The sequence below is a fragment of the Hirschia sp. genome (genome assembly GCF_058892565.1).
On the sequence record NZ_JBZXVU010000005.1, the window covers coordinates 58,154 to 76,330 of the forward strand.

An 18,177-nucleotide genomic window follows, 5' to 3' on the forward strand; every position below is an offset into this window, starting at 1 on the left:
GAATGAGTTCTTTTTCTCATATCCCTTACACACCTGAATCCATATTGAAAACCATCAGAGCATAGTCCCAGTATTCAATGAGATGGCCATGCATTTTTGTATCGACGGCTCCCGGGAATAATTTCATCATCTATCATTTGAATTCGAGCATCGCCCTCACCTGTTGGTGAGATTTCCCTAACTTTAGATGCATCAATAATATAAGAGCGATGCACGCGGGATATCTCGACTCCGGCGGCCTGAAGTTGCTCTTCGATATTGGCCAAAGTTGAACGCGCCAATAATGTTTTATCTGCGGTACGGATTTCTACGTAATTTGCAGCTGCCTTTGCCCAAATAACATCTTCCGCATTGATCCATATCGTACGCCCACCACATTTAATTGTAATTCTCTTTTTTTCCTTGGCATCTTCTCTATTAACGCTCGTCTCCAGCTTCTTATGTTCCAACTCCCTAGATAGCATGAAACCCAACATCAATATTGAAAACGTAATTAAATCTTTGCGATATTCATAGAAAAATGTCTCAAAAACATTGGCATGAAACGAATATTCTTGCCCTACGGCGATGGGATAAATAGTTAGGCGAATTAATTTCATCCCCAAAATATGAAGTAGAGAAAAAGCCAGGCTCGCTATAATATATTTTGGAATCCAGACACTTTTGGATACACCTGCTATTGGATGAATCCGGTTAAAATACCCCAATAGTGGTAACAAGCAGCAAGTTGCTATTGCGCTACTTCCTTCATCAATCCAAGCAAGCAACACATTCGTTGAAACGCTTAAAATTTGATGGTCTACATTTCGCGAAAGCGCATTTACTATGAATGAACTCAAAATAAGAACAGCAAATACAATAGATGAATTTTGTTCACTAATACGATCGGTTCTGAGTGCGTTTTGAATATCAATTTGAGACATGGTCACATTTGTGCCTAGAACAACAGATTTGCACAAGTATCGCACATCAAATTTCGTCCCCAAATTCCCACCATTTGTCCCTCAACACTTATTCCGACACGCCTCTCATCACAAAAATCCGAAAATCTATCACTTCATACTCGCGCAATATGAAAACTCGTTTTTTCCTGAATTCAGATTTATCAAAAGAATGGAAAAAAACATATGACAGCAACATCCTATACTCGCCGTTATGATTTAGATTGGTTGCGAGTTATCGCATTTGCCCTGTTGATTTTTTATCATGTAGGCATGTTTTATGTGAGCTGGGACTGGCATGTAAAAAGCCAATACGCTTCGACATCAGCTGAATGGCTAATGGAGCTTCTCAACCCATGGCGATTGGCTCTATTGTTTTTTATATCTGGAGTCGCTTTACGGTTTGCAGCGGATAAAATGAGTTTATCCAGTCTTTTGGGGCGACGTATCTATCGCTTAGGTTTGCCTATGGTGTTTGGAATGGCTGTGATCGTCATGCCGCAATCCTATTTTCAAATGCGGCAAGCTGGACTGATTGAACAAGGCATGCTGCATTATTGGCAACATATATATCTAAATTTCAATGATCCGCTTCCACTGACAACACCAACATGGAACCATTTATGGTATGTAATTTATCTATTGGTGTACTCCCTAATTCTAACACCTATATATGCCCTGCTAAAGCATTTCAGCACCCGCATCAATCAACCTTCATTTCACCAACAGCCGATAATATTAGGCCTATCTCTGCTAGTAATAATACCTCTACCTTTCATTCTATTTTCGATATTTCTAGACCCACTATTTCCTACAACACATGCTCTATCCGACGATTGGGCTAATCATGCGCATCGGTTTACAATATTTCTAATTGGGTTTTCTGTTGCAAAGTCTAGTCTATTTTGGCGTGCAATCTCTAGAAGCTGGAAATTTTGGGGTGTTGGCGTTCTCGCGCTTGTGATTTGGGCAAACGCAATGATTGAAGGCTGGATACCCACACCTAGTTTTATGTCTGACAATTTAGAAGATAGCTTGGAAGTGTATTATGCATGGGGTGTAATTGTTACTCTGCTTGGTGCAGCTCAACATTATCTGAACAAGCCCAGTACAATGCTGACCTACCTTAATCAGGCAATTTTTCCATACTACATCTTACACCAAACGCTTATCATCTCTGCTGGTTACATTCTCACCCAACTAAACCTTGGAATATGGGCTGAATTTGCCGGTGTATTGGTGATAACAACAGCTGGCTGCCTCCTGCTAGAACGCATTATTCGATATATTAAGCCTATTCGTCCATTATTTGGTTTGAATTAGAGATATCAAACTTCTTTTTGCGCAAGATAGAGACCTACTGCCATCACCAATAAACCAAGTGCACGTTTGGGGGTGATGGTAGATTTTATAGCACCAAACAGCCCAAAATGATCGATGGTCGTTGCGCTGAGAAGTTGCCCCAACAGAATTATGAAAATCGCATTTCCAACCCCAATTCGTGGCGCAGCCCACGTGATTGAAGTAATATAAAATACAAATAAAACACCACCTAGAAAATAGACTGTTGGAATAGTTTTAAAGTGCCCAATAACTGGAAGGTCACCAATACCACCCGAAGCAAGAAGTACCAGACTACTGGTCAAAAAAGTTACGCCCGTCAGTACAACGACCGCAGCTAATGGATTCGACAAACGAACACCTAAGCCTGCGTTCAGGTTTGCCATCATTGGGATGCCAAACCCCGCTGCTAACATCAGCAATGTTGTACCGATAAGAAAATTAGAAATCGTCATAACAGCCTCTAAATACAAAAAGCTCCGCTAAAATTTATTCAGCGGAGCTTTTTCAATTCGTTCAATCCATCTGACCTTTAGAGGTCAAGCAATAAACGCTCTGGGTCTTCCAAATTCTCTTTCACGCGCACCAAGAATGTCACCGCTTCCTTACCATCCACAATTCTGTGGTCATATGATAATGCCAGATACATCATTGGACGGATTTTAACTTCACCATTGATAGCAACTGGACGCTGCTCAATGCGGTGCATACCAAGCACACCAGATTGTGGTGGGTTCAAAATTGGTGTTGACATCATTGAGCCATACACACCGCCATTTGTAATTGTGAATGTACCTCCCTGAAGGTCAGACATCGCCAATTTACCATCACGCGCAAGCTTGCCCAAACGACCAATTTCAGCTTCGATTTGCGCCAAACTCATTTGGTCAGCATCACGAACAACTGGTGTCACAAGACCTTTGTCTGTCCCTACAGCCATCGAAATGTCGTAGTAGTTTTTGTAGATAAGATCTGTCCCATCAATTTCAGCGTTAACTGCAGGAAGTTCTTTAAGGGCGTGCGTCACAGCTTTTGTGAAGAAAGACATGAAACCAAGTTTCACACCGTGTTTTTCCAAGAACAAGTCCTTGTACTTTTTACGAATTGCCATGACTTCAGTCAAATCAACATCGTTAAATGTTGTCAGCATAGCTGCAGTGTTTTGAGCTTCTTTCAATCGACGTGCAATTGTCTGACGCAGACGTGTCATTTTCACACGTTCTTCACGTGGACCTGTTGCACGTGGTGCAGACGGTGCAGCGGCTGGCGCAGGCTTAGACCCGCCATTTGCAACAAAATTCAATGCATCACCTTTCGTTGCACGACCATCGCGGCCAGTTCCAGGAATATCAGATGGGTTCACATTATTCTCAGCTGAGATGCGACGCACAGACGGCGCAACAGCCGCGCTTGAATCTGCAGATGCAGAAGAAGCTGCTGGCGCAGATGCTGGAGCTGGAGCTGGAGCAGGAGCGGCGCTCGCAGAGGCACCCGCTGCAATGATAGCAATCTCAGTTCCAATTCCAACGGTTGTACCTTCTGCGATCAGCGTCTCTGACAACACACCCGCAACTGGAGCAGGCACTTCTATCGCAACCTTATCAGTTTCAATTTCAGCAATCGGGTCATCAACAGCAACAGCATCACCAGGTTGCTTCAACCACTGTGACAATGTTCCTTCAGTTACACTTTCGCCCATGGCAGGCACAGCAACTTTAACTTGCTCACCAGAGCCGCTTGATGCAGCAGGTGCTGCTGATGTAGCAGCCGGCGCAGAAGCTGGCTCTGCTTTAGCGCCCTCACCAGCACTGATACGTCCGAGAAGTGCGCCAATCTCGACGTTATCACCCTCTTTCGCCAAAATTTCTGTCAACACACCATCTTCAGCAGCTGATACTTCAACAGAAACTTTATCAGTTTCCAATTCAACAAGCACTTCATCCTTAGCGACTGCATCACCTGGCGCTTTTGACCAAGAACCAACCGTTGCTTCGGTAACACTTTCGCCCAATACTGGGACCGTAATATCGGCCATCTTGACCTCCTTCAAACGTCCTATTCGGACGTGTTACTCTTCAAATGCCGCATCAAGAAATGCAGCTAGTTCTTTTTTGTGTAGGCTCATAGTACCTGCCGCTGTTGAAGCAGAAGCTGCTCGACCTACATAACGCGCTCTCGTTGACTTAGCTTCAAGTCGCTCAAGCACACGCTCTATATTTGGATCAACGAAAGTCCAAGCACCCATATTTTTGGGCTCTTCCTGACACCACACCATGTCTGCATTCTTGAACCGTTTCAACTCATCCATTAGTGGACCAACCGGAAATGGATAAAGCTGCTCGAGGCGCAATAGATACACATCATTGATGCCCCGTTTTTCACGTTCTTCAAAAAGATCGTAATAAACTTTACCGGAACACATGATAACACGACGAATTTTATCGTCTTTTACCAATTCAACCTTCGCTTTACGGCCTTCTGTTTCCGCATCATCCCAAAGGACACGGTGGAAAGAAGATCCTTCAGCCATGTCAACCAATGCTGATGTTGCCAATTTGTGGCGCAGCAAAGATTTAGGCGTCATTAGAATAAGCGGTTTACGGAAATCGCGGTGAATCTGACGACGTAGAATGTGGAAATAGTTTGCCGGCGTCGTACAGTTTGCGACCTGCATGTTATCTTGAGCACAAAGCTGCAAGAAACGTTCAAGACGCGCTGATGAGTGCTCTGGCCCTTGCCCCTCATATCCATGAGGAAGCAAACAGACGAGACCTGACATACGCAGCCATTTACGTTCACCACAAGATAGGAATTGGTCAAATACGACCTGCGCCCCATTGGCGAAATCACCAAATTGCGCTTCCCATAGTGTCAAAGTATTCGGAGCAGCCAGAGAATAACCATACTCATAACCAAGCACAGCTTCTTCAGATAGAAGCGAATCTATGACTTCATAATCAGCTTGTTCATGACGCAAAGAACGAAGCGGCGTGTAACGCAACTCAGTTTTCTGGTCGACAATGTGAGAGTGTCTCTGAGAGAATGTTCCACGACCGGAATCCTGACCTGACAAGCGAACAGGGAAACCTTCTGATAGAAGAGACCCGTAAGCCAGCATTTCAGCTGTCGCCCAATCAACACCCTGACCTGTCGCGATCATTTTCGCACGCTGATCATACACTTTTTTCACAGTCTTGTGTGCGTTCACAGAGTTTGGAATGCGTGTGAGCTGACCACCAATATTTTTCAGGCGCTCCATCTCAAGTGATGTTTTACCACGACGATCATCCTGAGCAGGTAGACCAAGACCAGACCAAGCTCCATCGAGCCAATCTGCAGTGTCAGCCTTATATGTTTTACCTGCTTCAAACTCTTCATCAAGGAAAGCTTCAAGATCAGCAACAATCTGATCGACGCCTTCTTGAGTAATAACACCGCGCTTGATCAAATCATCTGAATAGATCTCACGTGTCGTTTTTTGGCCTTTAATCTTATTATACATTAAAGGCTGCGTGAACATGGGTTCATCGCCTTCATTGTGACCGAAACGACGGTAACAGAACATGTCGATGACGACGTCTTTACCAAATTTCTGACGGTATTCTGTCGCTACTTTAGCAGCGTGCACAACAGCTTCAGGATCATCACCATTCACGTGGAAGATCGGTGCTTGAACTTGCAATGCAACATCTGTCGGATAAGGAGACGAACGAGAATATTTCGGGCTCGTTGTAAATCCAATCTGGTTATTCACGATAAAGTGGATTGTTCCACCTGTGCGATATCCAGAAAGACCAGACAAAGCGAAACACTCAGAAACAACACCCTGACCAGCAAATGCCGCATCACCGTGTAGTAGCAAAGGCATAACCTTCGTCCGTTCGGCGGCACGATCTTCTTGCAAGTCAAAGCTTTGTTTTGCACGGGCTTTACCAAGCACAACCGGGTTCACAGCTTCAAGGTGAGATGGGTTCGCTGTCAAAGACAAGTGAACCTTGTTTCCGTCAAACTCACGGTCTGAAGACGCACCGAGGTGATATTTCACATCCCCAGAGCCAAATTCTTCAGCACCTTGTGTGTTTCCACCTTGGAATTCGTTGAAAATAATGTGGTATGGCTTACCCATAACAGCCGCAAGAACGTTCAAGCGACCACGGTGAGGCATTCCAAGAATGATCTCATCGACACCCAGCGCACCACCTCGCTTAATGATCTGCTCAAGGGCTGGCACAGCTGCCTCACCACCATCAAGACCAAAACGTTTTGTACCCGGATAACGCTTGTGAAGGAAACGCTCAAATGTTTCAGCTTCGAGAAGCTTCGTCAAAATCGCGATACTGCCTTCCGGCGTAAACTCAATTTCTTTGTCTTCGCCTTCAATACGCTGTTGAAGCCAACCTTTTTCATCAGGGTCAGAAATGTGCATAAATTGCACACCGAAAGTCGAACAATAAGTCCGTCTCAGAATTTCCAGAATTTTACGCGGTGAGGCATATTCAAGCCCCAGCACATGATCAATATAGATCTCACGATCCATATCAGCTTCCGAAAATCCATAAGATTTTGGATCTAATTCTGGGTGCTCAGTTGGCTTTTCGATACCAAGAGGATCAAGATTCGCCGCAAGATGCCCACGAATACGGTAGGCACGGATCATCATCAAAGCTTTGATGGAATCCTGAACTTGTTGATTAACTTGTTCTTTGGAGACACCACCTGAAACTGGAGCCCCAGCAGGAGCAGGCGCAGTTTTGCCTTTCGCCTCAAGCTTGGATTTCAGGACAGGCTCAATCTTGGCCCAATCCCCATCCAGCGCAGAAATCAATTCATCTGATTTTGCTTTTGGCCAGTTTTTGTTTGACCAAGCAGGACCAGCAGCGGCTTGCTTTGTTGCAAGTGCGGGATCACCGACCTCATCAAAAAATTTCTGCCAGTCTGGCGTAAGGGATGCTGCATCATCCACATACTGAGCATAAAGCTGCTCTATATAAACTGCATTTCCTCCAGAGAGGAAATCTGTATCCAACATTGCAGCGTTCTCTGGAGAACGCTCTTTATCTGCCGATGCCGACTGGCTCGTCATGGTTATCGTCCTTAGAACAAGTCCGGCCAGACTGGATATATTAAAGCTCCCGCCTGGCCGCCTTGTGGTTTCGTTACTTTAGCCCTTAAGCACTTCAGTCATTGTCACACCGAGACGTGCAGGACTTGGTGAAACAGTAATGCCTGCTTCTTCCATTGCTGCGATTTTGTCTTCAGCGCCACCTTTACCACCAGATACAATTGCACCAGCGTGGCCCATAGTCCGGCCTGGAGGTGCAGTACGACCCGCGATAAAGCCAACCATAGGCTTTTTGCGACCTTTTTTAGCTTCATCCTTCAAGAATTGAGCGGCTTCTTCTTCGGCTGAACCACCGATTTCACCGATCATGATGATGGATTCTGTTTCATCGTCAGCCAAGAACATTTCTAAAACGTCAATAAACTCGGTTCCCTTAACAGGGTCACCACCGATACCAACCGCAGAAGTTTGACCAAGGCCTTCAACACTTGTCTGATAAACAGCTTCGTATGTCAGCGTCCCTGAACGTGAAACCACTCCCACGCTACCTTTTTTGAATATAGAACCTGGCATAATACCGATTTTACATTGCTCAGGTGTCATAAGACCTGGACAGTTAGGTCCGATCAAACGTGACTTTGATTTGTCGAGCTTGGCTTTCACATCAACCATGTCGAGTACTGGAACACCTTCAGTGATACAAACGATCAATGGGATTTCAGCTTCGATAGCTTCGATGATAGCAGCACCACAACCAGCTGGCGGCACATAAATCACAGAAGCATCAGCACCTGTTTTTTCTTTACCTTCAGCAACAGAAGCAAAAATTGGAAGTTCCTGACCTTTGTCAGATGTCCAGTTTGTGCCACCTTTTTTCGGGTGAATACCACCAACCATTTGAGTACCGAAGTAATCAAGAGCTTGGTTTGTGTGGAATGAACCGGTTTTACCAGTCATACCTTGTGTCAGGATCTTTGTATTTTTGTCGATAAGAATAGACATGTGACTTAAGCTCCCTTCACTGCAGCAACAATTTTTTGTGCAGCGTCATCAAGGTCGTTTGCTGGGATCACGTTCAAACCAGAGTTGGCGATGATCTCTTTACCTTTTTCCACGTTCGTCCCTTCAAGGCGGACAACCAATGGAACAGCAAGATTTGTTTCTTTAACGGCTTGAAGAACACCTTCAGCGATAACATCACATTTCATGATGCCACCGAAAATGTTGACCAAGATACCTTTAACAGCTGGGTCTTTCATAATGATTTTGAAAGCAGCTGCCACTTTTTCAGCGTTCGCACCACCACCAACATCACAGAAGTTAGCTGGCTCTTCGCCGTAAAGCTTGATGATGTCCATTGTGGCCATAGCAAGACCAGCACCGTTCACCATACAACCAATTGTTCCCTCAAGCGCGATGTACGCAAGGTCCCATTCAGAAGCTTCGATTTCTTTTTCGTCTTCTTCTGTCTTGTCGCGCAATTCCATAATGTCTGGGTGACGGAACAATGCGTTTCCATCAAAAGACATTTTAGCATCCAGAACACGCAGACGCTCGTTTTCCATAACGATCAGCGGGTTCACTTCCAGCATGTCCATGTCTTTTTCAGTGAATGCTTTGTAAAGAATTCTTGAAAGAGCAATTCCGTCCTCACGCGCTGTGCCTTCTAAGCCCAGAGCGTCACAAAGAGACTCAGCAACAGCGTCAGTTACGCCAGCAACCGGATCAATTGTAATTGTCAGGATTTTCTCAGGAGTTGATTCCGCAACTTCCTCAATATCCATTCCACCTTCAGTCGAAGCCACAAATGCTGGCTGACCAGATGCACGGTCGACAAGAAGAGACAGATAAAGTTCTGTTTTAATGTCTGCGCCGTCTTCGATGTAAAGGCGGTTCACTTGCTTTCCAGCTGGCCCCGTTTGGTGCGTGACCAAAGTGTTGCCTAGCATTTGAGCTGCGTTAGAAATGACATCCTCTTTAGAGAAGGCCAGACGTACACCGCCCTTTTCGCCAGCTTCAGCTTCTTTAAATTTACCCTTACCACGGCCACCGGCGTGGATTTGGGATTTTACAACCCATAACGGGCCTGGAAGTTTGTCAGCCGCAGCTGCCGCTTCATCTGCTGAAAAAATAGCAACACCGTCAGCGACGGGCGCGCCAAACTCTTTGAGAACGGCCTTAGCCTGATGCTCGTGAATATTCATAGAAAACCGCCTAAGCTAAGCGAGGAAATAGCCCCTAATTAGAGGCCGTTTATATCACTCAGCCCCCCGCTGACAACCGGACATTGGTGTACTTGAAGAGGATTATTAAGGCCTGATTAACTGTTAGGTAATTCGTTAGCGCTAACACGCCTATTCTGTCGCAAACGGATGACTCAAAAAAAATTATTTTTTTTCAGTCCGCGTATGACTTTTTTTCCAAATCAACGGCAAAAACCGAACAATCGCATCAGAACACACTCCTATTTACCTCTAGAATCAAGGCTTCGCTGGTGCTTTTTACGCGACTAAATCGACCATTTTAGACACCACTTTATTGTTACAGTTTGGCTTCAAAATTAGCCAAAACTCGACCAGAAATTAGCAGCAAAAGGAAACCATCAAAGCACAAATCATGTAGCAAAAATTAGTCCTTACACGATTAAATCCAAGCCGCCGCATCCTCTATCCCGTGATTATCCAAAAGCTCTGCAACAAAGCGGATATGCGCACGCAAACGATACAAATCATCTGTGTAACTATCTGGCACTTCCACCTTCGCCGTATCAGCTTGCAGTTCGACGAGTTTCCGACGTATCGCGCGTCGCTCACTATCTGTTTGAGCTAGGCGACCTTCTGCTTCCAGTGTGCGCAAATCTCTATACCAAACATAAATTTTACGACGTATTCTCCATCTGTAAATTGGCGGTCCTGCTCTCACAATTGGCACCATTAATGTGATCATCGGGATCAACAAAACCCATGCTCTATCCAGAAAGTTGGCAACACCAAACGGAAAATATCGCCTTAGAAATGATGGACCGCGCTCATAATAACGCGATGCTTCTTTTGACAGTGGCAAATCAGCAAAAATGGGTGTTGGAAATGATGCCGGTGCATTCAACAATGTGCCGCCTTTGTGACTGGTATTCATCGCATCCAACAGCACCGCTTGAATTGCTGGATGAAGATCTTTCCTCACAACAACCTGCGCGACAGGCGATACAAGCTTTACATCCCTTGCAGGCAAATCTTCCTTTAAGCTTAAAGCACCGTCGGGAAGTATAATGTCCTTTAAGTATGGATGGCGACGCGCATAAGCGAGAGAACGCTCTATAGAAACGAGCTGTACGCCTGGTGTGCGCATGAGTTTCTTGATCCAGATCGCTTCGGGTCCAGCCACGAGAATAGCAGCATCGATACGTCCTTCTAGCAATTGCAGAGCGGCAGCATCGCCTCCAACATCTACGGCTGAATAATTGTCTGTAGTCAAACCATTGTCAGCCAATATGACATTCGCAAGCGCACGCGTCCCCGACCCTTCGCTACCAACAGCGACACGTTTACCCGCAAGGCCACGCAAATCTACTAATTGCTGGTCCGAACGAATGAACACCCAAAGAGGTTCATAATAAATAGCGCCAAGAGAATACAGATTATCCCCGTGACCAGCAGCCGCAATCCCTGTTTGCACAATCGCGGCTTCTACCTCGCCGGACAATAATCGATCAAGATTATCAACAGAACCCGATGACTGGACGATTTCCAGCTCAACTCCGATTTCATTCAGCTGTTTTTTATAAGCTGCAGCAGTCGCACTATATTCGCCGCCCAAAGCACCCGAAGCCATCGTTATCGTTTTAGGTGGTGGCGGTTCAATAAGACTAAAAAGCCCCCAAATGCCAATAATGACAACAAAAATCGTCCACCAAAAGCGCTTAAGGAAAGCCTGCATATCTATTCAATCCCACTCAACGAAGCCTAAGTTATGCCAGATGTGACCTTATCTCTGTTTCACGTTCAAAATCCAGATGAAACATGATTAACATTGCAGCCTATTGCTATTGCTCCAACATAATCCCAATTTAACGATAAGAAGAATGAAAACTACCCACTTTCGAACACGGGATAAGTCTTATTCACCAGATAAATTAGAAAACGAAAACCATCATCACCACGTTGCTTGATATTCATAACAACCAACACAGGAGACGATCATGATTAAAATTATTGGAATAACGCTTGCAGCATTTCTTATCGCTGCCGGCTTCTACTTAAACCTCTCGGCGACATCCTCTCTATACCTCTAGAGCAGATGTGTAAGCACACTGTTTTTATATAATTTCAAATACAAAATACTCTACCGAAAACCCAAAAAATACAAAAATGCATATCTGAAAACTTAATTAATGCATTTTAGCATACCACCTATAAGATTATATGCAGTTTTAAGTTATGCATATTGCTATATATATATTTCAAGGCACAGCAATTGTGCATATCAATATATAGGGACTTTAACCATGACAAAACTAATCGGACTTCTAGTTGGTGCTGCAATACTTACAACAGTATTCTACCTAAACCTTACAAACGCAACTTCAGTTATCATGTAAGATTGCGTCTCTCATCGGCCATTAGCCGTTGAGAATATCAGACCGCATGGTGAAGAGCTCTTGCAAAATAGCTCAACCATGCAGCCTGAAAACATAATGAAAACCTATTCCACTGTCTCTTGTTGCACTGATTGAACAGCCTCAAGAACAGCCTCAGAAGCGGGACGTTTCTTATACCCCTCTTCCATCAATTTCTCGACAATCACATTATCTGAAGAAATCACCATTACAGCTGGGTGCGGAATGCCGTATGCGCGGGAGCCAACCTCATACTTCTCGTTCAAAAGGCCAAATGCTTTTATATTGGCAGAGTCTGTATCAGAGACAAAAGTATAAGACAGCTCATGCTTTTCTTTGAATTTCGCCAGCGTTTCAGGAGCATCATAAGATAATGCGACAAGCGGGAAACCTAATTCTTCCAATTGCGGCGCAATTGTATCAAGATCAATCATCTGCTTCTTACAGTATGGACACCAATCTGCCGACCGTACAAATGCGACGGTTACACCCTTCTCTCCCATAAGAGTAGGCAAACTCGTGACATCACCCGCAGAACTCACGACGCCGATTGCTTCATCTTCTACAGTCGGAACTGCTTCCCCTACCGCCAAACCAATTTCCTGTACATGATCTTTTTTCTTGTGATCATCGGCCAATGCCAATGGCGCACTCAACAGAAGACTTGCAGTTAAAACTGCACCCAAAACTGATTTCATAAGACAACCTTTTCATTTCTTACCTTGCCTCCACCCATACACGGTTCTCGACGCGAATTTGAATGAACTCACATCACAAATATGTTATTCTGAATGTGAAGGAGAATTGATATGACATACGTGACCGGTTTTTTGCTCCCAGTCCCCAAAAAGAACAAAGACAGATATACCGAACTCGCAAAAGCGAGCTGGCCACTATTTAAAGAATATGGCGCACTCAGCGTCCAAGAAAACTGGGAAAAAGACGTTGCAGATGGCGAAGTCACCTCTTTCCCGATGGCCGTAAAACGTGAACCAGACGAGGATATTGTGTTTAGCTGGTTCATTTGGCCAGACAAAGAAACCGCAGAGGCGTGCTGGGCATCTTTTGAAACAGATAAACGTTGGGAGCCAATGATGGAAATGCCATTTGATGGCAAACGCATGATCTTTGGTGGTTTCGAACCAATTTTCAAATCTGAATAAGCGCGCAGAACACAACCATACGCCTAGCTCACAAAAAGGGCCACTTCCCTACAGAAGCGGCCCTCTTTATATCAGTCTATTCGACGATGAAGATCTCTTTTAAGCCAATGAAGGCTCTAGGTTCTTACATGCTTCGATAAGTACGTTCACCGCAGCGATAGATTTCTCCATCATTTCTTTTTCAGAAGCATCCATTGGGAATTCGATGACTTTTTCAGCACCTTCAGCACCAATCACAACAGGCACCCCCACATACATGTCGTTCTGACCATACTCACCTGAAAGGTATGCAGCAGATGGAAGAACGCGTTTCTGGTCTTTCAAGTATGATTGAGCCATAGCAATCGCTGATTCCGCAGGTGCATAGTAAGCTGAACCTTTTTCCAGAAGCGCAACGATTTCACCGCCACCTTTACGCGTACGCATAACCATTGCGTCTAGGTCTTCTTGCGACAACATGCCGTTTTCAACGAGAACGTTAAGCGGCAAACCACCCACTGTTGAGTAACGTACCATTGGCACCATGTCATCACCGTGACCACCTAATGTCCAAGCGCGGATATCTTTCACAGATACACCAAGTTTTTCAGACAAGAAGTAAGCAAAGCGAGCTGAGTCAAGCACACCAGCCATACCCACAACTTTGTTTGTTGGCAGACCAGAGAATTTTTGAAGCGCCCAAACCATTGCATCCAGAGGGTTTGTAATACAGATCACAAATGCATTTGGTGCGTATGTTTTGATACCTTCAGCAACTTGCTTCATGACACCAAGGTTTTTGCCGATAAGGTCGTCGCGGCTCATGCCAGGCATACGTGGGAAACCAGCTGTCACGATACAAACATCAGCGCCTTCAATGTCTGCATATGAATCTGTACCCGCAAGCGCAACATCAGAACCAAACACAGTTGTTGCTTCAGCCATGTCCAAAGCTTTACCTTTAGCAACACCGCCAAAAATATCGAACAATACAACATCACCCAACTCTTCGCGCGCAGCGATGTGTGCAAGTGTTCCACCGATCATTCCAGCGCCGATCATAGCGATTTTTTTACGTGCCATTGGGGAGTTCTCCTGTTGTGTATATGCATCACGAATAGCTTTATTGGCGATTCCGCCAACGAGTTTACCAAGCATGATCCATGTCCCGAACGTATAGAATATGTCGGAGAGTTAACCCACACTCGCGTCAAGTGCAATCCGTATTGGATTAGTCCATAGTCTGACTTTGGCAATATTCATCCAATATAGCGCTAACACGCAATAAAAAGACAAAATTTTTCCCGCTCAACACCCCTCATACACAAACGGCAGCTCCATATGGAACTGCCGTGTATGTCTTTATGATGTATCAATACTGACTAGAATTTATAGCCGAGCACAACAGATCCTGCATGTGTGTCCGTATCTTCCAGTGAATAATAAGTATAATCACCGCGAAGTTCTAGGCTCTCCGTCATATCAAATGTCAGACCTGCCCCAACTGCTGGACCCGATGCTGAATCTTCAACATTTACAGCCGCCACATTTCCAACAACAGGCACGGTCGCGTCAAGATCAATATAGGCATACCCTGCTCGCGCATGAACACCTAGGCGATCATTAATAGGTATTTGCGCCGTACCATATGCACCAATCAGATAGTTCAACCCGATATCACTAGACTCAGCGATAATATCATCAAGGTCACCATCATTATTGCGGTCAATCTCGAAGTCATCTTCATCAACATTATAGTCGAATTCACCATCATCGACACCAGAACTTAAGTCAGCCTCAACACCAAACATAGGCGTGATCTGCCAACCTGTACGCGCAGTAAAAGCGCTCGTCCCTACACCATCAGCAATACCGTCCGGCTCTAATTCAAGATAAGAATACCCACCTTGTACATATGGCCCGGTGTCTTCAACCGCTTGAGCATGAGCCGCCCCCATAAGAGAGAGAGCAGAAACAGCAGCACCAGCAAAAATCGTCTTCATGATATATTCCTTCGCAGTTAAAAATCACCTGCAAGACAAACGCTGAAAATTACAGAACCGCGTCGTCAACAAGCTGGTGAACTACGCATCGGGCACCATGTTAGTTCCGCCCTCCACCTGTTTTGTGAACAATCATAATTTTAATTAATTGTAGGGCTTACGCACTTGAAACAACCCTCCAGCAACGCCATCGGATGCCCCGATATTCTGAATTTTTTCCAAGGGCCAAATTTCACGCAAAAGTATGCAAAATCAACAAATTGCAATCACACCCTTTTTAATTCCCGTGAATTTCACCATAAAAGTTGTGTTAACGTTAATATTGTGACTTTCCGTCACACGCCTGTCGTTCCATAATAGTACACCCATGATTAATTTTATGCTGAGGGGCAAATCATGAAGACCATTGGGAATATTTTCAAAGCCGCCTTCAAAGGCTTGCTGACACTACCGTTTGTGCTTGGTATCTGGGCGCTATTATCTCATTACTTTCCGGATATCCAATCATCCGCGCTTCAATTATGTGATGATGCGATCCAACACATCTTACCCCTATTGGGTGAGAGACAAGATTACATAAGCAGCTCTCTATTAACGCCGCTCACTGTATTCATGATTGCTCTGACGATATTAAGCCGCTTCTTCCTCGTGGATTTCTTCTTGGGCCTGCTATCAGGCATAGGCAGTCTATTTAAAAGCAAAGACGATACCCGCTCCGCCAAAGACCTCATGAAAGCTGGTGAGAAAGAAGCCAAAGCGCGTGAGAAGCAAGAACAGCGCGAAGCAGCCATCGCAGCTAAAGAAGCTGAAAAACAAGCAAAAATTGACGCAAAGCTAGCCGCAGAACAAGCCAAAATTGATGAAAAGGCAGCTGCGGAACAAGCTAAGGTAGATGCCAAAGCTGCTGCAATAGCTGCCAAGCAGCAAGCAGCCGAGGAAAAAGAGCAAGCCAAAGCCGCCAAGAAAAACAAAAAAAGCAAAGATAATACCAGCGACGCAAAAGAAACCGCTCCAGAAGATGCAGACTCTCTAATCGCCTCTGCTGCAATTGCTACATCTGTTGCAGCAGCAGCTATTGCAACAGCAACGCAATCAGCTGACGCAGACACCTCTGAATCTTCATCAGACAATGGTTTCGTCTCGGAAGAAGAATTATTGGCAGACATGCCCGAAGCAGAGGCGATGACTGCAGAAACCCTAGAAATAGAAGCAAATGTCACTTTTGCAGATGAGACGCCTGAAGCCGCCGAACATGAAACACCCTTAACCGTAGAACCTATTGCAGAAAAAATTGCCATTGCGGACACAGAAATCAAACTCTCTGACATTGAAGCGGCGCTTGATGATGCACTTGATGAAATTCCCGACACAGCAGAGCTAGACACTCCGCCAGTCATTGAAGAAGCCAATATCGCGCCAGAAGTCATCACCGAAGAAATTGCCCCTAGTTTAGATGATGAAGAATTAGTGCTGCCGGAATCGCCAGAGCTAGACGCAGCGCAAATCATTGAAGAACTTCCTGAGATGGAAGAACTACCAGCAACAGAATCTGTAGACGACTTTGAATCTGAGGCACCCATTATTCAAGATCTTCCCGACCTTGAAGATCCAGGCCTCGACGATGAAACACCCCTTGCTGCCGAAGCGGTGGCCGAACCGGTTTCTCCAGAAACTCCTGATCTAGAACTAGACGCGCCAATTGTTGAAGACTTAGACGAGTTAGAAGAATTAACTCCGCCTCCCGAAATGGAGATTGACAATATTGACGATGCTTCGTCTGACCTTAAACCTGAAGCACTTCCTGAACTCTTAGAAGATGTTCCTGAAAGCTTGGATTTATCTGAGGGCCTTTCGTTAGATAGTCTAGACGATACACCTGATCTGGATGCACTTTCAGAGCTTGGTGATTATCCTTCCGATGCAGACTTGATAAAAGCACCCAAGACCGAGGAAGAATCTCTTGCAGAGATAGAAGAGCTAGCAGGCATGGAAGAAATGCCCGATATTACAGACCTTCCTGACCTTCCAGACACGCCTGAAGTCGAAGACATGCTAGCAGATGATCTTTTGGAAGACCTTCCAGACATTGATGATTTGGACCCATTAAAGATCAACTAGCGCACAATCAGTTCAAATAAAAACAAGCCCATCAGCATATCTGGTGGGCTTGTTTCGTTCACACCACCCTATTGGGCGACCGCTTCTTCACTGCGGCCGGCTGCCAGATAGTCTTTTGAGCGCATCTCGTGCAAACGGCTGGCTGTACGCTCAAACTCAAACGCCCCATCACCTTCAGGATATAATTCATCCGGCTCTGCCTCAGCACTCAGCACAAGCTTGGTACGCGATTCATACAAAGCATCAATCAATGTCACAAACCGCTTCGCCGCATTGCGGTTTGCAGGCGTCAACATCGGCACATGTTCGATAAATACAGTATGGAATCGACGCGCAATCACAAGGTAATCTGCTGCCCCTAAGGGTTTGTCACACAGCTCACTAAAACTAAAAAAAGCACAGCCTGCAGCATGGCGAGATATACGAAGCAACCGCCCTTGAACGGTCAATTCAACTTGACTGTCAGAAACCCCTTTAGTGAGTCGCACCCAAGCTTCCTGCAACGCATTATCGGAAGCCTGATTTAAGGGTGAGTAATACAGCGGAGCAGCGATCAGCCTTTCAAGCCTATAATCCATGTCAGACTTCAGCTCGATAATGTCCAACTTGTCTTTGATCATGCCGATAAACGGCTTGAACAGATCACGATTAACACCGCCCGCATATAAATCATCCGGGTGCCTATTTGATGTCGCGACGACAACTATGTCATGCTTCCACAATTGCTCAAATAAACGCCCCAAAATCATTGCATCAGCAATGTCAGTCACATGAAATTCATCAAAACACAAAAGCCGCGCCTTATCGGCTATATGTTTGGCGGCGGGCGGGATTGGGTCTTCGCCAACACCTTTAACATAAGCAGCATGTTTCCTGCGAGACTTTTCATCCAGCTTACGCCACTGCGCGATAAAGCTATGGGTTTCAAGCATAAAGTCATGAAAATGCGTGCGCA

Annotated in this window: 14 protein-coding genes; 3 read left to right on the forward strand and 11 right to left on the reverse strand. The window is 45.2% G+C overall.

Annotation, left to right across the window (positions count from 1 at the left end; translation table 11 throughout):
- Positions 1 to 74: 74 nt before the first annotated feature.
- Positions 75 to 923 carry a LytR/AlgR family response regulator transcription factor gene (locus AC5EF3_RS02120; protein WP_015828071.1) on the reverse strand — a complete coding sequence of 283 codons (849 nt, stop codon included), beginning with the start codon at positions 921 to 923 and terminating at the stop codon, positions 75 to 77.
- A 204-nt stretch (positions 924 to 1,127) separates the two neighbouring features.
- Between AC5EF3_RS02120 and AC5EF3_RS02125 the strand changes: the two genes are divergently transcribed.
- Positions 1,128 to 2,264 carry an acyltransferase family protein gene (locus AC5EF3_RS02125; protein WP_493546847.1) on the forward strand — a complete coding sequence of 379 codons (1,137 nt, stop codon included), beginning with the start codon at positions 1,128 to 1,130 and terminating at the stop codon, positions 2,262 to 2,264.
- Positions 2,265 to 2,269: 5 nt separating this feature from the next.
- On the opposite strand, the gene AC5EF3_RS02130 is transcribed toward AC5EF3_RS02125, so the two are convergent.
- The 7 genes from AC5EF3_RS02130 to AC5EF3_RS02160 form a co-directional block, all read right to left on the reverse strand.
- Positions 2,270 to 2,737, reverse strand: a complete 468-nt coding sequence (locus AC5EF3_RS02130; protein WP_493546848.1) for a DMT family transporter — start codon at positions 2,735 to 2,737, stop codon at positions 2,270 to 2,272.
- 77 nt (positions 2,738 to 2,814) lie between these two features.
- The gene (gene odhB, locus AC5EF3_RS02135) at positions 2,815 to 4,317 is read right to left on the reverse strand and encodes a 2-oxoglutarate dehydrogenase complex dihydrolipoyllysine-residue succinyltransferase (protein WP_493546849.1); all 1,503 of its coding nucleotides are present in this window, start codon (positions 4,315 to 4,317) and stop codon (positions 2,815 to 2,817) included.
- A gap of 33 nt (positions 4,318 to 4,350) precedes the next feature.
- A complete protein-coding gene (locus tag AC5EF3_RS02140) occupies positions 4,351 to 7,365 on the reverse strand; it encodes a 2-oxoglutarate dehydrogenase E1 component (RefSeq protein ID WP_015828075.1) in 3,015 nt (1,004 codons plus the stop codon).
- Between the two features lie 78 nt (positions 7,366 to 7,443).
- On the reverse strand, positions 7,444 to 8,346 hold the full coding sequence (gene sucD, locus AC5EF3_RS02145) for a succinate--CoA ligase subunit alpha (RefSeq protein WP_015828076.1): 903 nt from the start codon (positions 8,344 to 8,346) through the stop codon (positions 7,444 to 7,446).
- 5 nt (positions 8,347 to 8,351) lie between these two features.
- On the reverse strand, positions 8,352 to 9,548 hold the full coding sequence (gene sucC, locus AC5EF3_RS02150; RefSeq protein ID WP_015828077.1) for an ADP-forming succinate--CoA ligase subunit beta: 1,197 nt from the start codon (positions 9,546 to 9,548) through the stop codon (positions 8,352 to 8,354).
- Positions 9,549 to 9,987: 439 nt separating this feature from the next.
- Positions 9,988 to 11,280 carry a TAXI family TRAP transporter solute-binding subunit gene (locus AC5EF3_RS02155; protein ID WP_493546850.1) on the reverse strand — a complete coding sequence of 431 codons (1,293 nt, stop codon included), beginning with the start codon at positions 11,278 to 11,280 and terminating at the stop codon, positions 9,988 to 9,990.
- 765 nt (positions 11,281 to 12,045) lie between these two features.
- Positions 12,046 to 12,657: a peroxiredoxin family protein gene (locus AC5EF3_RS02160; RefSeq protein ID WP_493546851.1), complete on the reverse strand. Its 612-nt coding sequence runs from the start codon at positions 12,655 to 12,657 to the stop codon at positions 12,046 to 12,048.
- Between the two features lie 111 nt (positions 12,658 to 12,768).
- On the opposite strand from AC5EF3_RS02160, the gene AC5EF3_RS02165 reads away from it, so the two are divergent.
- A complete protein-coding gene (locus AC5EF3_RS02165) occupies positions 12,769 to 13,122 on the forward strand; it encodes a DUF1428 domain-containing protein (RefSeq protein ID WP_015828082.1) in 354 nt (117 codons plus the stop codon).
- A gap of 99 nt (positions 13,123 to 13,221) precedes the next feature.
- On the opposite strand, the gene mdh is transcribed toward AC5EF3_RS02165, so the two are convergent.
- Together mdh and AC5EF3_RS02175 are read right to left on the reverse strand one after the other, a co-directional pair.
- On the reverse strand, positions 13,222 to 14,184 hold the full coding sequence (mdh, locus tag AC5EF3_RS02170) for a malate dehydrogenase (RefSeq protein WP_015828083.1): 963 nt from the start codon (positions 14,182 to 14,184) through the stop codon (positions 13,222 to 13,224).
- Positions 14,185 to 14,483: 299 nt separating this feature from the next.
- Positions 14,484 to 15,104 (reverse strand): porin family protein, encoded by a 621-nt coding sequence (locus tag AC5EF3_RS02175; RefSeq protein ID WP_493546852.1) that lies wholly within the window; start codon positions 15,102 to 15,104, stop codon positions 14,484 to 14,486.
- 396 nt (positions 15,105 to 15,500) lie between these two features.
- Between AC5EF3_RS02175 and AC5EF3_RS02180 the strand changes: the two genes are divergently transcribed.
- Complete coding sequence (locus tag AC5EF3_RS02180) at positions 15,501 to 17,222, forward strand: hypothetical protein (RefSeq protein ID WP_493546853.1); 1,722 nt, start codon at positions 15,501 to 15,503, stop codon at positions 17,220 to 17,222.
- A gap of 68 nt (positions 17,223 to 17,290) precedes the next feature.
- Here AC5EF3_RS02180 and zapE read toward each other — a convergent pair.
- Positions 17,291 to 18,177: cell division protein ZapE (gene zapE, locus AC5EF3_RS02185; RefSeq protein WP_493546854.1), on the reverse strand; the 887-nt coding region annotated here is incomplete at its 5' end.

Excerpts from the sequence above, each read along its gene's own strand:
- AC5EF3_RS02120 (WP_015828071.1), bottom strand. The coding sequence starts at position 923 with ATGTCTCAAATTGATATTCAAAACGCACTCAGAACCGATCGTATTAGT.
- AC5EF3_RS02125 (WP_493546847.1), top strand. The coding sequence starts at position 1,128 with ATGACAGCAACATCCTATACTCGCCGTTATGATTTAGATTGGTTGCGA.
- AC5EF3_RS02130 (WP_493546848.1), bottom strand. The coding sequence starts at position 2,737 with ATGACGATTTCTAATTTTCTTATCGGTACAACATTGCTGATGTTAGCA.
- odhB (WP_493546849.1), bottom strand. The coding sequence starts at position 4,317 with ATGGCCGATATTACGGTCCCAGTATTGGGCGAAAGTGTTACCGAAGCA.
- AC5EF3_RS02140 (WP_015828075.1), bottom strand. The coding sequence starts at position 7,365 with ATGACGAGCCAGTCGGCATCGGCAGATAAAGAGCGTTCTCCAGAGAAC.
- sucD (WP_015828076.1), bottom strand. The coding sequence starts at position 8,346 with ATGTCTATTCTTATCGACAAAAATACAAAGATCCTGACACAAGGTATG.
- sucC (WP_015828077.1), bottom strand. The coding sequence starts at position 9,548 with ATGAATATTCACGAGCATCAGGCTAAGGCCGTTCTCAAAGAGTTTGGC.
- AC5EF3_RS02155 (WP_493546850.1), bottom strand. The coding sequence starts at position 11,280 with ATGCAGGCTTTCCTTAAGCGCTTTTGGTGGACGATTTTTGTTGTCATT.
- AC5EF3_RS02160 (WP_493546851.1), bottom strand. The coding sequence starts at position 12,657 with ATGAAATCAGTTTTGGGTGCAGTTTTAACTGCAAGTCTTCTGTTGAGT.
- AC5EF3_RS02165 (WP_015828082.1), top strand. The coding sequence starts at position 12,769 with ATGACATACGTGACCGGTTTTTTGCTCCCAGTCCCCAAAAAGAACAAA.
- mdh (WP_015828083.1), bottom strand. The coding sequence starts at position 14,184 with ATGGCACGTAAAAAAATCGCTATGATCGGCGCTGGAATGATCGGTGGA.
- AC5EF3_RS02175 (WP_493546852.1), bottom strand. The coding sequence starts at position 15,104 with ATGAAGACGATTTTTGCTGGTGCTGCTGTTTCTGCTCTCTCTCTTATG.
- AC5EF3_RS02180 (WP_493546853.1), top strand. The coding sequence starts at position 15,501 with ATGAAGACCATTGGGAATATTTTCAAAGCCGCCTTCAAAGGCTTGCTG.